This window comes from Sinorhizobium sp. GQ132 (assembly GCF_059758575.1).
In genome coordinates this window covers 541,159-555,404 of record NZ_JCAXDX010000001.1, presented here as the reverse complement: position 1 = coordinate 555,404, position 14,246 = coordinate 541,159, and the positions used below count along the sequence as shown (strand labels likewise).

10 protein-coding genes are annotated in these 14,246 nt (G+C 64.4%); 7 read left to right on the top strand and 3 right to left on the bottom strand.

Annotation, left to right across the window (positions count from 1 at the left end):
* Positions 1-29: 29 nt before the first annotated feature.
* A complete protein-coding gene (locus AC6CIG_RS02530) occupies positions 30-1,979 on the bottom strand; it encodes a CHASE2 domain-containing protein (RefSeq protein WP_498322183.1) in 1,950 nt (649 codons plus the stop codon).
* Positions 1,979-5,551: a FecR domain-containing protein gene (locus AC6CIG_RS02525; RefSeq protein ID WP_498322182.1), complete on the bottom strand. Its 3,573-nt coding sequence runs from the start codon at positions 5,549-5,551 to the stop codon at positions 1,979-1,981. Before AC6CIG_RS02525 ends, AC6CIG_RS02530 begins: the two co-directional genes overlap by 1 nt.
* A 128-nt stretch (positions 5,552-5,679) precedes the next feature.
* Here AC6CIG_RS02525 and AC6CIG_RS02520 point away from each other — a divergent pair, with 128 nt between their 5' ends.
* The gene (locus AC6CIG_RS02520; RefSeq protein ID WP_018096159.1) at positions 5,680-6,225 is read left to right on the top strand and encodes a Pycsar system effector family protein; all 546 of its coding nucleotides are present in this window, start codon (positions 5,680-5,682) and stop codon (positions 6,223-6,225) included.
* 68 nt (positions 6,226-6,293) lie between these two features.
* Here the strand turns inward: AC6CIG_RS02520 and AC6CIG_RS02515 are convergent, their stop codons facing one another.
* A complete protein-coding gene (locus AC6CIG_RS02515; protein WP_437405653.1) occupies positions 6,294-6,980 on the bottom strand; it encodes a GntR family transcriptional regulator in 687 nt (228 codons plus the stop codon).
* 193 nt (positions 6,981-7,173) lie between these two features.
* Here AC6CIG_RS02515 and AC6CIG_RS02510 point away from each other — a divergent pair, with 193 nt between their 5' ends.
* The 6 genes from AC6CIG_RS02510 (at position 7,174) to AC6CIG_RS02485 (ending at position 14,196) form a co-directional block, all read left to right on the top strand.
* Entirely contained in the window at positions 7,174-8,220 is a 1,047-nt protein-coding gene (locus tag AC6CIG_RS02510) for a 4-hydroxythreonine-4-phosphate dehydrogenase PdxA (protein ID WP_498322181.1), read from the top strand.
* A 75-nt stretch (positions 8,221-8,295) separates the two neighbouring features.
* Positions 8,296-9,282: a tripartite tricarboxylate transporter substrate binding protein gene (locus AC6CIG_RS02505; protein ID WP_018096162.1), complete on the top strand. Its 987-nt coding sequence runs from the start codon at positions 8,296-8,298 to the stop codon at positions 9,280-9,282.
* 105 nt (positions 9,283-9,387) lie between these two features.
* Positions 9,388-9,888, top strand: coding sequence for a tripartite tricarboxylate transporter TctB family protein (locus AC6CIG_RS02500; RefSeq protein WP_102763849.1), 501 nt, complete (start codon positions 9,388-9,390; stop codon positions 9,886-9,888).
* A gap of 34 nt (positions 9,889-9,922) precedes the next feature.
* Positions 9,923-11,461, top strand: a complete 1,539-nt coding sequence (locus AC6CIG_RS02495; protein WP_018096164.1) for a tripartite tricarboxylate transporter permease — start codon at positions 9,923-9,925, stop codon at positions 11,459-11,461.
* A gap of 58 nt (positions 11,462-11,519) precedes the next feature.
* Positions 11,520-12,461 carry a sugar phosphate isomerase/epimerase family protein gene (locus AC6CIG_RS02490; protein WP_498322180.1) on the top strand — a complete coding sequence of 314 codons (942 nt, stop codon included), beginning with the start codon at positions 11,520-11,522 and terminating at the stop codon, positions 12,459-12,461.
* Positions 12,462-12,477: 16 nt separating this feature from the next.
* Positions 12,478-14,196 (top strand): dihydroxyacetone kinase family protein, encoded by a 1,719-nt coding sequence (locus AC6CIG_RS02485; protein WP_498322178.1) that lies wholly within the window; start codon positions 12,478-12,480, stop codon positions 14,194-14,196.
* The last annotated feature ends 50 nt before the right edge of the window (positions 14,197-14,246 follow it).

The window sequence follows — 14,246 nt, the reverse complement described above, 5'->3', positions numbered from 1 at the left end:
GCGCCAAGCCCGTGATTTGCCCTCATCCGCTATTTCAGCAGCCGTTCCCGCTCGCGCTCGTAATAGCGCGCGAGCGACGGCAGCGCCGCCTTGAGTTCATCGAACAAACCGTCATCGGCAGCGATCTCGCCGCTGTATTTCCCGGCGAGGTAGGCGCGGTGGCGCGCGAGCGCCTGTTCCGAAGCCCCGTCGACCAGGGTGAAGATCGGGGAGACCGCGCTGCGTCCCTTGACGGTGATGCGGTCGAGCTCGGCAACCGCAAATTTCCGGGCGGCGAGTGTTGCAGTACGTTCGCCGAGGAGCAGCGGCACACCGTAGTCCTTGGAGGCACCTTCGAGGCGCGAGGCGAGATTGACCGCATCGCCCAGCGCCGAATAATCGAAGCGGCGGGCCGAGCCCATATTGCCGACGACGCATTCGCCCGTGTTGATGCCGATGCCGATCCTCAGCGCCTTCGGCGGACGCCCCGCCGCTTTCGCCTCGGCTTCCAGCTCTGCGTTGAGACCGCCGAGGGCGGCAAGCATGTCGCGCGCCGCCTGAACGGCATGGACGGCATGGTCCGGATCGTCGAGCGGAGCGTTCCAGAAGGCCATCAGGCAGTCGCCGATATATTTGTCGATCGTGCCGCGTCGGTTGAGCACCGCCTCCGAAAGAGGGGTCAGGAGCCGGTTGACGAGCGTCGTCAGTCCTTCCGGATCGTCCTTCATGTCCTCCGATATGGTGGTGAAGCCGCGAACGTCGCAGAAGAGTACCGTGAGCGTCCGTCTTTCGCCGCCGAGCTTCAGCTGGGATGGGTCGCTTGCCAGCCGCTCGACGAGGGCCGGCGAGAGATACTGCGCGAAGGCACGGGTGATTTCCCGCCGCCGCCGCCGTTCGTCCGCGTAGTCGAGGCCCGCCTGCCCCACCGCCACGGCGAGAAAGGCGAGTGCCGGGGCGAGGGGCGAGACGAACGCATGGCCGAGGCGCATCAGGCCGTAGCTTGCAAGAAAGATCAGAGTAAGGGCGAGGGCGCCGTAACCAAGCGTCTTCCAGCTCGTCGACCTGAGAACGGCAAGGGCTGCGGCCAGGCTGGCGAGGATGATCGCCGCGATGGCAAAGCCCGCGCCTGCCTGCCTGACGAACAGCCGGTGCACGAGATTGTCGTAAATGGTCGCCTGGATTTCAGCACCGGCGACGCGGCCGCGTGAGAAGACCGTGTCGGAGGTGGGGAAGGCATCGACGCCACCGCCCGCGATGGTGGGCGCGTTCTGCAGGCTCAGGCCCACGATGACGACCCTGTCGCGGAAGGTGCCCTCCGGCAGGAAATTCTCGGGGTCGAGCGCCTGATAATAGGAAACGGTCGGATAGGTCCGGGCCGGGCCGAAGGTCTGCATCAGCGCCTTTCTCGGCGGCACCGCCGGCTCGGCGCCGGCGACGGTCGCGAGCGTTGCGGCGAAACCGTCCGGATAGGCGGGGATCTGCCGGAGCGCTCCGTCGCCGCTGAGGCCGACCGAGGCGATGCCGACCTTCGCGCCCCGTGCCAGAAAGGCGGGTAGCGGCTCGATGCGCACGAATTGCTCGGCCTGCGGCGTGCGGATCAGCGTCTCGTCGCCGGCAAGCACCACATCCGGCCCGAGAACTTCGGCAAGCGCCTGATCGTTCTCCGGCGCGGCGGCCGGTTCGGCGAAGATCACGTCGAGGCCGATCGCCCGGGCGCCGGCGGCCCTCAGGGCTTCGATCAGGCGGGCGTGCAGCGCGCGCGGCCAGGGCCATTGACTGCCGATCTCCGCCATCGAGGGTTCGTCGATGGCCACGATGACCGGGCCGTCTTCCGGTAGCGATGGCCGGCCGAAGATCGAGAGATAGTCATAGGCGCGCAGGTCCACCAGCGACCACGTACCGGTCAGCGAGACAGCCGAGACGAGGGCGGCCACGACGGTCGTCAGGGCGGCAAGCTTTACCCGCCGGGAGGAAAGGCGAAGCTCGCGAAAGTCGTTCATCAGAACCGCACTTTGACGGTGCCCTTGACCGTGGGACCCCAGCCGGGCAGCCCGTCGCGCACCTCGAACTCCTCGCCCAGAAGATTGAAGCCGGCGAGCTCGACTTCGAACCGCTTGTCGAAGGGCTCCCATTGGAGAGCGGCGTCGAGCGTCCAGAAATCGTCGTGGGTTATCGGACCTTCGGCCCGCTCGCCTATATAGTTGGCGGCGACGGTCGTTTTGACATTGGCTGTGCTGACAAAGGTGAGTGCCACCTGGCCTGAATATTCAGGCAGAAAGGGCAGATCGCCGCCGGCGCCGGTCGAGAGGTCCTCGCTTTCGGTGTGGGCCATCGTCGCCGACAGGCCGAATCCGTGACCGAGCGCGAGGTTTGCGGTCAATGCAACGCGGTCGATGCGGCCCTTGTCGAAAGGGAAATCCGTCAGTGCGAAGAAGGGGCTGGTGACCGGGATGGCAATCGAACCGTCGCTAATTTCCTGGTGCTGGTAGTCGACGGCTGTAAAGAGCCAGTCGTTCCACTCGGCATCCCAGCGAAAGGCCAGCGTGTCGGCATAGCCGCCCGTGCCGATAAGGAACTGGTTGGGCTGCAGTCCGACGATGCCGACCGGCGCAAGCGTGGCAGAGCCGAAATTATAGCCTTCGCGCTGAACGGCGGCGCGCAGCCAATGGCCCTCGACCGGTGCCCAGGCGATCCCGAGTCTCGGCTCAAGCCGGATATTGTTGTCGTTGACGTCCTCTATGTAACGGGCGAACAGGGCGCCTTCGACTTTGAGGTCCGGGGTCATTTCATAGAGGACATCAACATAGGCTTTCGCGACCGCTTGCGTGGACGAGTCGAAGACGGCCGGTGAGCTGTCCGACCGGACCTTCCCGCCCTCAACGCCATAGCGCCACGTCAGGTCCCCATCTCCATATAAGTGGTTCACTGCAGCGATATAGGTCCGCTCCTTCGTTTCAAGATCGATGGTCCCTCCAGCGCCGCTGGCATCCAGAATGGATAGGCTATCACCGGTGCGGAGTTCCCTGAAAAACAACGCGGCGTTTCCGACGTTGCGGTATCCGAATGTATGGCTCCATGCGAGCCCGGAAATGAGGCCGGAAGACTCGTTCCCTATCTCAAGGTCAGGCGGAACAGGCAGAAATTGCTGTGTCTCCTCGATATCGGAATAGTTCGCGAAGGCTACAATGCGGTCATCGGGCGTCGGACTGGCCGTAACGTAGCCGTTGCCTCCGATTATCCGCAGCTCTCGTTCCACTCGGGCGCCTCCGAGATCGAACACATCCTTCGGCTCCTCCCACTGGAACGTACCGTAGACGCTGATCGGGAACGGCGAGACCGTAAATCCCCGAACCGCAGCTTCCCCGACCCATCCGGTATGGTCCTCATTGGCGATGAACCCGCCGCCGAGCTCCGTCTCGAAAAAGGGCGAACGCAGCAGGTTGACCGTTCTCTCGCGGCTGGCCAGCATATGCGGCTCGATCAGAAGCCCCTGGATGAGAGCGGAAAAGCTTGTGGTATTGACCGTGTTCGCGACGGCGTTGGCGGTGAAATCGTAAGCGTTGAAGAAGGGGTTGACGCTGCCGCGCACCGCCTGGTCGACATAGCTGGCGCCGGTGAAGGGATCGAAGACGGCGTCGCCGTAATATTGACCCCAGGCATCCAACCCCTGCAGCCGGAAGGCGTCGTTGAGCGTCGAACCTTGCTCCTGGTTGGCGCCGAGTGCCGCCGTGTCGCCGCCTTTGGCGCGGGTGCGGCGAAGGGCTTCCTGAGCATTGCGAATGGCCGCGTCCGCATCATAGGCATCGATCGCGATCGCGGTTCTGACCGTCGCCACGACGGGATCGTTCGGGTCGAGCCGGTCGGCATTGTCGAGCGCCTGAGCTGCCGGAACGTGGTCGCCCTTCTCGTAATGCGCGGCTGCGAGCAGCAGCTGTGCGTTCGAATAGGCCGGGTTGGCCGTCGAGCCGGCGAGCAGGTCTTCCACCGCCTTGTCGGCCTCGCCGTTCTGCATGTGGTAGCGGCCGCGCGCCACGAGCGCCACGTCGAAGGAGGGATCGACGGAAAGCGCGGCGTCGATCTCGCGCTTCGCTTCGGCCATCCGCATCTCGTCCATGTATTGTATCGCAAGGTTTGCGTGCGAGACGGGATCGAGCGGATCAAGCGCGATCGCCTGCTTGAAGGCGGCCTCGGCGGCACGATTGTCGCCGCGCGCGCCCTGGACCAGCCCGAGGGCGTTCCAGATCGACGAGGAGCCTGGGGCAGTCTCGAGCGCCCTGTTCAGGTCGGCAAGGGCGGCATCGAGATCGTTCTCGATGTAAGAGCGGTAATGTGCGCGCGCCTCGAGCGCCGTCGGGTCTTCAGGGTCGATCGCAAGCGCCCGCTCGACGCCGTTGCGAAGCTCGTCGCGATCGTCCAGCAGCAGGGCGAGCTGCGCGCGTGCCGCAGGCAGGGTCGGGTCGTCGGGATATTGCTGCTCGGCCCTCTTGATCACTGCGATCGCCGCCGGAATGTCTTCGCGGAAGCCGGCGGTCCAGGCCCTGACCATGCCCGCATAGCGGCCGCTGGCATTGCGCGGCGGCTCCTCGACGCGTTCGGGGTTCGCGAGCCCGCGCGAGAAATAGCCGCCATAGGCCGCGATCGTGCGGCGGCTCGGGTCGAGGCCGCGTTCGGCCCTGTCGAACAAGCGCGCCGCCTCTTCATACCGGTTGGACGAGCCGGCGATCAATGCGCGCACGAGATCGGCACGCGCTGCCTGGGACCGGCTCAGGCCCCGTCCCGCCGCTTCCGCGAGCGCGGCCTGAGCCTTGTGGCGGCCATCGAGCGAAAGATAAATTTCCGCAAGCGTCAGCCACTCCTCGGTCGTGCGCAAGCCTGCGGGTTTCGCTTCGACGCGCGCGCGCTCCCGACGCATTTCGGGAACGCTGAAGGGCGTGGCCGGCATCCAGACGAAGGCATTGCGGAGCGACAGATGAAAGAGCATCTGCTCGCGGTCCTTCGGCGTGACGATCACGATCTTCGTCGGTGCGCTGCCGATCGCCGCAACGGCGCCTTCGCCCTGCTTCACAGTCACGCTGCCATAGGCATTGCTGAGTTCGACGACGCCTTCGAGGACGACGAGCGAGGTCTTGCCGTCGGGGCCGACCGTCAGCGTCCAATCGGTACCGCGAATGGCGGCGGCCGCGGCCGGCGTGTCGATGACCAGGCCCTCGCCGCCGCGCTCGGCTCGAGCCCAGATCGTCCCCGATTCCAACCCGAATTTCGTGTCGCCCGCGCCGATTTCCTTGACGCGAAGCGCGGTATTGCGCCCCAGTCTTATCTGCGTGTGATCTCTGAAGAGGACCGCGAGCGCGCCGGTGGCATTGGTGCGCAGCACATCGCCGGGAATGAGATCCTGGGCGAGGTCGACGACCCGCCAGTTGGAAACGTCGACGAAACGCACCTCCTCGCCGGACTTGCGGGCGATAACGGAGCCGGCGGCCGGCGAGGGGCGCGGAACCGGCTCGGCTTGCGCAGACAAGGGCGCAAAAAACGTCGCCGCGGCAAGCAATGCTCCCGTTCTTCTTCCCCGCATTCTCTGTCACCCCTCGTTATACTGAATCCAGTGAATTTAGAGGGGAGAAATGTCAAGAGCCCAGTTTTGGGCGGATGTTTTTACTCGTCGAGTGTAATAAAGAGGAGACGAATAAAGGGGAGTGGCGAATGGAAGCCGGGGGTAATCTGTACAAACTCGATCTGCCAAGTGAAGGAGCCGGGTCGGAAGTGGCACTCGGCGCCTATTATGATCACATCAGGAAGGTCAACGACGTCTTCGCCGATCAGATAAAGACGTCGGACCAGAAGGCGGCCTATATCTTCACCTTCATGTTCGCCTTTCTCGTCACTTCGCAAGAAGGGCGGAGCGTCTTTTCCTGGCAGCGTTACGCCGAGGGCGGCGGCGTGGCGCTGGCCCTGTCGGCAATGCTTGCGCTTGCTTCGGTCTTCTCCATCGTGTCGGCTATACTCGTGGTTCTGCCGCGGAAGAGCACCACCTCCACGACGCTGTTCTGGGGCGCCTGGTCCCGTCATCGCGACAGCTTCATCCGAGCGGCGGAGACCGGCGATCAGGCCTATCTCTTCCGCCAATATGCCGAGAATGCGGATGCGCTTGCGGCGATCGCCTGCGGCAAATACCGCTGTGTCAGCTTCGCTTTCCGTGGCCTGCTGGTAACGGTGCTTGCCTATATCTGCCTGCTGGCGGTGAAGTGATCGGCGCCGAGCGGTGATGCCCCCTGGCCGGCAGGCCAGAGGGCGTATTTCGCTTTTGCGTCGACGCTCTAGACCGCGTCGCGTACCCGTTCCCAGGCCTTCGTCAGATGGAGCCCCAGCACTTTCGATAGCCTGGCCTTGTCGCGCGCTTCGAGCGCGGCGATCATTTCCTGATGTTCGGCGACCGCGGCGGCCCATTTCTCCGGGCCTTCATGGCCGATGAAGCGGATGCGCTTCAGCCGCGTCTGCAGCATGGCATGCATGTCGGCGAGGGCCGCATTGCCCGAAAGCCGGGCGATGGCGGTGTGGATGTCCTGGTTGAGCTTGTAATATTGCATCCGGTCGCCCGCCTCGTAGCGGCGCACCATTTCGTCGTGGAGCGCCCGCACTTCGGCGATCTCCGCATCCGTCGCGGCCTCGCAGGCAAGCCTGCCAGCGAGCTCCTCCAGGGTCTGCAGCACTGTGAGCATGTCCTGAACATCCTTGGCGCTGAAGCGCTTGACGACGGCGCCGCGGCTCGGGACGAGCTCCACCAGGCCTTCGCTCGCAAGATACTTGATCGCCTCGCGCAGCGGCGTGCGCGATACGCCGAGCTGCTCGCCCAGTTGCCCCTCGTGCAGACGGGTTCCGGGCGGAAGGTCGCCCTCGATGATCATGTCGCGCAAATGGCTGACCAGCGTGTCGTGCAGTGCGGTGCGCCGGATGGGTCCCGGGCCGCCTATGGGCCGCTGATCCAGTGATTTGAGTTCGTTCATTTTTCTCGTCTGAACTTCGGGCCGCCGCGCGGCCCTTCTTGAGTGTGCGCGATTGAATCGGCGCCGTTCATTCAAGCATGGAGACTGCCCCGGATGTCGTCAACAGAAAATGCTGCATACAGAATACAAAAGACTTGATGCAGAATTTTGAATGACGTATGAGACATCGAAGCTGAAGCGGAGGACATCTCGAATGACGACATCAGGAGCGGACGGAACGAAGGAGCGGCGCCCTGTGATTGCGCTGGCTATGGGCGACCCCGCGGGAATCAGCCCGGAACTGACGGCGCAGCTTCTGGCCCTTTCCGACATTCGCGACGCGGCGCACATCATCGCCATCGGCGATCGCCGCATCCTCGACGAGGGCGCCCGGGTGGCCGGCGTCACGCTGGATCTGGAAGCCGCTTCGCTCGATGCGCTCGACGACGCCGGCACCATCCGCCACGTCTTCGTGGATCTCGCCCATCTCGATCCGGCCGATGTGGTTCGCGGCGAGGCGACGCTTGCCGGCGGCACCTTCGCCACGCGCAATTTCCGCACCGCCCTCGAACTCGCCCATGCGGGCAAGGCCGATGCCGTCTGCTTCACGCCCTTCAACAAGAAGGCGATGCGCTTTGCCTATCCCGGCTATGACGACGAGATCCGCTTCGTTGCCGATGTGCTTTCCTTCACCGGAAAAGTTCGTGAATTCAATGTTCTCGAGAAGGTGTGGAACGCGCGGGTGACGTCGCATATCCCGCTCAAGGACGTGGCCTCCCATCTGTCGGTGGAGGCGATCCTTGCCGAACTCAAACTGACGCAGGCCTGCCTCAAGGATGCCGGCTACGATGAGGCGAAGATCGCGGTTGCGGGACTCAATCCGCATGCCGGCGACGGCGGCAGCTTCGGCATGGAAGAGATCGACATCATCGAGCCGGCGGTCGCAAAGGCCAAGGCGCTCGGCTTCAACGTCGAGGGGCCGTTCCCGGCCGATACGATCTTCCTCCGGGCGCTGAAGGAAGGCTTCAACGCGGTGATGACCATGTATCACGACCAGGGTCAGATCGCCATGAAGATCATCGGCTTCGACAAGGGTGTGACGATGATGGGCGGACTGCCGTTCCCGCTCTGTACGCCCGCCCACGGCACCGCATACGACATCGCCGGCAAGGGGATCGCCGATATAGGCGCAACACGCGAGGCGATCCTGCTTGCGGCCCGCATGGCGAAGAAAAAGAGGGCGCTTTCGGCTGCTGCCTGAATTCGCACGCTTTCGATGAATACCGGCGTGAGGGGAGGTCTCGCGCCGCAATCCAGCTCAAAGGGAGGACCACGCATGAAAAAATCCGTCTCCATCGCAGTAATCGCGGCCGCCGCATTCGGCCTTGCCGCGCCGGCATCGGCCTTCGAGCCGAACCGTCCGGTCGAATTCGTCGTCACCGCCGGCCCCGGCGGCGGCACCGATATCTTCGCGCGCACCATCCAGGCGATCATCGGCAAGTACGAGCTGATGAAGGCACCGGTCGTCGTCACCAACAAGGGCAGCGCCGGCGGCGCGGAAGGCTTCGTCTACACGGCTGGCTACAAGGGTGATCCCTACAAGCTCGCCTTCGGTACCAACAATGCCTATCTGCTGCCGGTCCGCGCCAAGGTGCCCTATACGTCCGAGGACCTGACGCCGGTGGCCTCGCTCGCGTCCGACGAGTTCGTGCTTTGGGTCAATGGCAAGGCGGACTACGCGACGGCTGCCGATTTCGTGGCCAAGGCGAAGGAAGGCGGCCTGAAGATCGGCGGCAGCCAGTCCAAGGATGCCGACCAGATCCTGACTTCGATGATCAACGACGCAACCGGCGCCAAGATCAACTACATCCCCTTCAAGAGCGGCGGCGAGGCGGCCGTTCAGCTTGCCGGCGAGCACCTCGACGCCAATGTCAACAATCCGAGCGAGAACCTCGGTCAATGGCAGGCCGGCATGATCAAGCCACTCTGCGTCTTCAAGAGCGCGAAGTTCACGAGCGACGCCAAGGTCGCCGGCGACAAGGCCTGGAGCGATATCCCGACCTGCAAGGAAGCCGGCATTCCGATCGAGAACTACTCGATGCCGCGCACCGTCTGGCTGCCGGCCGGAGTCGAGCCTGAGGTCGTCCAGTTCTATGCGGATGTCCTGCGCAAGGTCTCCGAGACGCCGGAATGGGCGAAGTATCTCGCCGACAGCTCGCAGTCTCCCGGCTATATGACCGGCGACGAACTCAAAGCCGTCATCGAAAAGGATGGCGCGACGATCGGCGAAGTGCTGAAGCGCGAAGGCTGGCTCGCCAACTAAGGACCGGTCGATGGGCGCCTGGGCCGGGGGGAGAGGATGCGGGCAGAACCGCATCCATCCTCGGCCTCTCAGGACGCCCATTCTCCGCTTGGAAAGGTCACGATCATGAGTGAGAACAGTGCGAATGGGATCAGCCGCTTTGCGGTGGAACTCGGCGTCGCCGCGCTGACGGGTGCCTTCGGCATCGCTGTCTGCTACGGCTCTCTCGACATCGGTGCGGGCTGGACCGACATGGGTCCGGATGCGGGCTATTTCCCCTTCTATATCGGTCTGCTCATCGTTCTCGGCAGCCTCGCCAATATCGCGCATGCATTCTTCAAGCATCGCGGTACAGGCGAGATCTTCCTCGACGGCGCCCGCGCCAGGGTGGTCGCCTCTTTCCTGCTGCCGATTGCGGCCTTCGCTGCCGTTTCCGCCTGGCTGGGACTCTATGTCGGAACGGCGCTCTACATCGCCGCGACCATGCTCTTCCAGGGGCGTTACAAATGGTGGATCGCGATCCCCGCAGGACTCGGCGTCTCGATCTTCTTTTTCATCGTTTTCGAAATCGGCTTCCAGGTTCCGTTGCTGAAGGGACCGGTCGAAGCCTGGTTCGGAATTTACTGACCCGCAAGGGTGCAGTGCTTGCGGGAGGAATGACATGGAAAATATCGGTCTTCTGATCGATGGCTTCGGCCACATCCTCAGCTGGAACCACATCCTGCTGATGATCGTCGGCGTGACGCTCGGCATCCTCGTCGGCGTGCTGCCGGGCCTCGGTGCGCCGAACGGCGTGTCGCTGCTTCTGCCGCTTACCTTCTCCATGGACCCGATCTCGGCGATCATCCTCTTGTCCTGCATGTATTGGGGCGCGCTTTTCGGCGGCTCGACGACGTCGATCCTCTTCAACATTCCGGGCGAGCCCTCCTCGGTCGCCACGACATTCGACGGCTATCCCATGGCGAAAGCCGGTCATGCGAGCCGGGCGCTCACGCTTGCCTTCGTTTCGGCCGGCCTCGGCGCCCTTGCCGGCGTCGTCATGATCACGCTGCTTTCGGGCTGGGTGGCGAACTTTGCGCTCAAATTCTCCTCGCCCGAATATTTCGCCGTCTATTTCCTCGCCTTTGCGAGCTTCATCTCCATGGGCGCGCAGTCACCCTTCAAGACGCTCGTCTCGATGATGCTCGGCTTCGCGCTCGCCTCGATCGGCATGGATACGATCTCGGGCAATCTGAGGCTCACCTTCGACATCCCCGAACTGATCAAGGGCGTGAGCTTCCTGATTGCCGTCATGGGACTCTTCGGCATCGGCGAACTGCTGCTGACGACGGAAGAGGGGCTGCGCTTCGAAGGCATCAAGGCGCGGGTGCGTCTCTCCGAGATCGGCAGGACGCTGATCGAGATCCCGCGTTACTGGCTGACGATCGCCCGCTCGACGATCATCGGCATCTGGATGGGGATCACGCCGGCCGGCCCGACCGCCGCCTCCTTCATGAGCTATGGCGTTGCCCGGCGCTCGGCGCGCGACAAATCGATGTTCGGCAAGGGTGATCCGCGTGGCATCGTCGCGCCCGAGACGGCCGACCATTCCGCCGGCACATCGGCTCTGCTGCCGATGCTGGCGCTCGGCGTCCCGGGGTCCGCCACCGCCGCGGTGATGATGGGCGGGTTGATGATCTGGGGCCTGACGCCCGGCCCTATGCTCTTCACCGATCGTCCCGACTTCGTCTGGGGTCTGATCGCCTCCATGTATCTCGGCAATGTCGTCGCCGTCTTCCTCGTGATCGCGACGGTGCCGCTTTACGCCTCGATCCTGCGCGTGCCGTTCTCGATCATCGGACCGATCATCGTCGCGGTCATCTTCTCGGGGGCCTACCAGGTCGCGAACTCCGTCTCGGACATCTTCATGGTGATCGGCTTCGGTCTCCTGGGGTATATCTTCAAGAAGCTGGACTATCCGCTGGCGCCGCTGGTTCTCGCCATGGTGCTCGGCGACAAGGCGGAAGACGCCTTCCGTCAGTCCATGCTGATGTCGGGCGGCAGCCTCAACATCTTCTGGTCGAACGGCCTTGTCTCTGCCCTGATGGCCGTTGCCCTTGCGCTGCTTCTCTCCCCGCTCTTCTTCTGGTTGATCGGCACGTTGCGCAGGCGCAAGAACGAGGTTGCCGCTTCGAGCGGCGACGGCAACGCGGCGGCCTGACCGGCCGCCTCGTCCCGTACCCCCAGATCCAATTTCTTCAAATCCCGAGGAGTCCGCCATGGCGCCGCGCAAATGGAACCGTGACAACTGGCCGATTGCGGCCGCGATGATCCAGTATCCCAACCTTTTGCCGGACGGCCGTTCGGTGCAGGACCAGCCGGTCGAGGAGTGGGGGGCGACGCTCGCCGACGTGGTGGATGCCGGCTTCACCGAACTGGATCCGACCGACAGCTGGATACGGCTGGCGGACCTTTCGGCGGAGCGTCTTGATCAGTTCGTGGGCCTGACACGGTCTCTCGGCCTCACGATACCGGCGATCTCCACCTCGCGGCGCAGCCTCATAGACCCGGAACATGGCGAGGAATACCTCGCTTACGGACACCGGGTCGTCGAGGCGGCTGCCGCCGTAGGCGCCGGCTCGGTGTCCTTCGGCTTCTTCGGCCCGCTGACGGAGGCGCAGAAGAAAGTGCTCTGGTTCTGGACGGTCGACGGCGTGAAGAACCCCGACGATGCGGGAACCTGGCAGTTGGCGGTTTCGCGCGTTCGCGAACTCGGCCGCCATGCCGAAGAACTCGGCATCGAAGTCTCGCTGGAGATGTACGAGGATACCTATCTGGGCACGGCCGACAGTTCCGTGCGCTTCGTTCAGGAGGTAGGCCTCGCCAATGTCGGCATCAATGCCGATCTCGGCAATCTCATCCGCCTGCACCGGCCCGTGGAACATTGGCAGGAAATGATGGCGAAGGTTGCGCCTTTTGCCAAATACTGGCACGTCAAGAACTACAACCGCACGGAAGATCCGGCATCCGGCGTCATCGTCACCCATCCGGCCCCGCTCGAATTCGGCCTTATCAACTATCGGGCGGCAATTCGCATGGCGCTGGCGCATGGCTTCGACAGTCCCTTCCTCTGCGAGCATTACGGCGGTGACGGCCTTTCCGTCAGCGCCGCCAATCGGGACTATCTGAGGCGCATCCTGCCTCGACAAGAAGGACATTGAAGGGGACATTGAAGCGATGACCACGATCTTTGACGCTCCGGAAGATTTCGCCACGACCGCACTCGCAGGATTCGCGGCGATCTATCAGCGCAACGTCCGCCTGGTGAAGGGCGGCGTCGTGCGCTCGACCAAGGTGCCGAAGGGCAAGGTCGCCGTCGTGGTCGGCGGCGGCTCGGGACATTACCCGGCCTTTGCGGGCTATGTCGGGCCGGGGCTCGCCGACGCGGCGGTCGCCGGCGATGTCTTTGCCTCGCCCTCGACGGCCGCGGTAGCCCGCGTCTGCCGCCATGCCGACCAGGGCGGCGGTGTATTGCTCGGCTTCGGCAACTATGCGGGCGACGTTCTGAATTTCGGGGTTGCGGCCGAACGGCTTCGCTCCGAAGGCATCGACGTGCGCATCCTGCCGGTGACCGATGACGTGGCGAGTGCGCCCGCGGAGACGTCGGCCAAGCGCCGCGGGATTGCCGGCGACCTCGTCGTCTTCAAGATCGCCGGCGCGGCAGCGGAAGCTGGCAAGTCGCTCGACGAGGTCGAGCGGCTCGCGCGTCACGCCAATGAGCGGACGGTATCCTTCGGCGTCGCTTTCGGCGGCTGCACGCTTCCGGGCGCCACCGGTCCGCTTTTCACCGTGCCGAAGGGCCAGATGGCGCTCGGACTCGGCATTCACGGGGAACCGGGCGTCAGCGAAGAGACGATCGCGACGGCGAGCGATCTCGCGAAGCTTCTAACCGGCAAGCTTCTTGCTGAGCGCCCCGCAGGCTCCAGGAAGGTGGCGGCCGTGCTGAACGGTCTCGGCTCGACCAAGTATGAAGAACTTTTCGTGCTTTGGACGGCGATCGCCAGACAGCTCAGCGATGCGGGCCTCGAAATCGTCGACCCCGAATGCGGCGAATTCGTCACCAGCCTCGACATGCAGGGCTGCTCGCTCACCCTTCTCTGGCTGGACGAAGAGTTGGAGGCGCTCTGGCGCGCGCCCACGGATGCGCCGGTGCTGCGAAAGGGTGTGATCATTGCCGCCGAACCCGCGACCGACGAAATCGTAGACGCCGACGGCCCGCAGTCTTTCGGCCCCGCAGCGGAAGCCTCGAAGGAAAGCGGCAAATGCATAGCCCGGCTGATCGGTAACATTGCCGAGGCGCTGAAGGACGCGGAGGAGGAACTTGGCCGCATCGACGCCTTTGCCGGCGACGGCGATCACGGCCAGGGGATGCGCCGCGGTTCGGCCGCCGCATTCGACGCAGCAAAGGCGGCGGCCGCGGCTGGGGCAGGGGCCGCAAGCGTGCTTGCTGCCGCGGGCGACGCCTGGGCGGACCGCGCCGGCGGCACCTCGGGCGCGATCTGGGGCCTGGCCCTGCGCTCCTGGAGCAATGCCTTCAGTGATGAGGATAAGGTGAGCGACGCGGCGATCGCGAAGGGCTCCCGCCTCGCACTCGACGGGGTCACGCGTCTCGGCCGCGCGCGCGTGGGCGACAAGACGCTGGTCGACGCGCTGGTGCCTTTCGTGGAGACGCTGGAAAGGGAATCCGCCGCCGGCAGGCCGCTTGTGGAAGCCTGGAACGCGGCGGCCAAGGCCGCTCAAGAGGCCGCTGATGCGACCTCCGCGCTGACCCCGAAACTCGGCCGCGCCCGGCCGCTGGCCGAAAAGAGCATCGGCCACCCGGATGCGGGTGCCGTTTCGCTGGCGCTGGTGGCTCGGGTCGCGGGTGCGTTTTTGAGGGAAGCTGCGGCCGCCTGATACGCTTGCGGCGGCGGATTTGCCCCTCTTCCGGGTTGTGCCTTCTCCCC

Coding starts and splice junctions, on each gene's coding strand:
- AC6CIG_RS02530 (WP_498322183.1), bottom strand. CDS start 1,979: ATGAACGACTTTCGCGAGCTTCGCCTTTCCTCCCGGCGGGTAAAGCTT.
- AC6CIG_RS02525 (WP_498322182.1), bottom strand. CDS start 5,551: ATGCGGGGAAGAAGAACGGGAGCATTGCTTGCCGCGGCGACGTTTTTT.
- AC6CIG_RS02520 (WP_018096159.1), top strand. CDS start 5,680: ATGGAAGCCGGGGGTAATCTGTACAAACTCGATCTGCCAAGTGAAGGA.
- AC6CIG_RS02515 (WP_437405653.1), bottom strand. CDS start 6,980: ATGAACGAACTCAAATCACTGGATCAGCGGCCCATAGGCGGCCCGGGA.
- AC6CIG_RS02510 (WP_498322181.1), top strand. CDS start 7,174: ATGACGACATCAGGAGCGGACGGAACGAAGGAGCGGCGCCCTGTGATT.
- AC6CIG_RS02505 (WP_018096162.1), top strand. CDS start 8,296: ATGAAAAAATCCGTCTCCATCGCAGTAATCGCGGCCGCCGCATTCGGC.
- AC6CIG_RS02500 (WP_102763849.1), top strand. CDS start 9,388: ATGAGTGAGAACAGTGCGAATGGGATCAGCCGCTTTGCGGTGGAACTC.
- AC6CIG_RS02495 (WP_018096164.1), top strand. CDS start 9,923: ATGGAAAATATCGGTCTTCTGATCGATGGCTTCGGCCACATCCTCAGC.
- AC6CIG_RS02490 (WP_498322180.1), top strand. CDS start 11,520: ATGGCGCCGCGCAAATGGAACCGTGACAACTGGCCGATTGCGGCCGCG.
- AC6CIG_RS02485 (WP_498322178.1), top strand. CDS start 12,478: ATGACCACGATCTTTGACGCTCCGGAAGATTTCGCCACGACCGCACTC.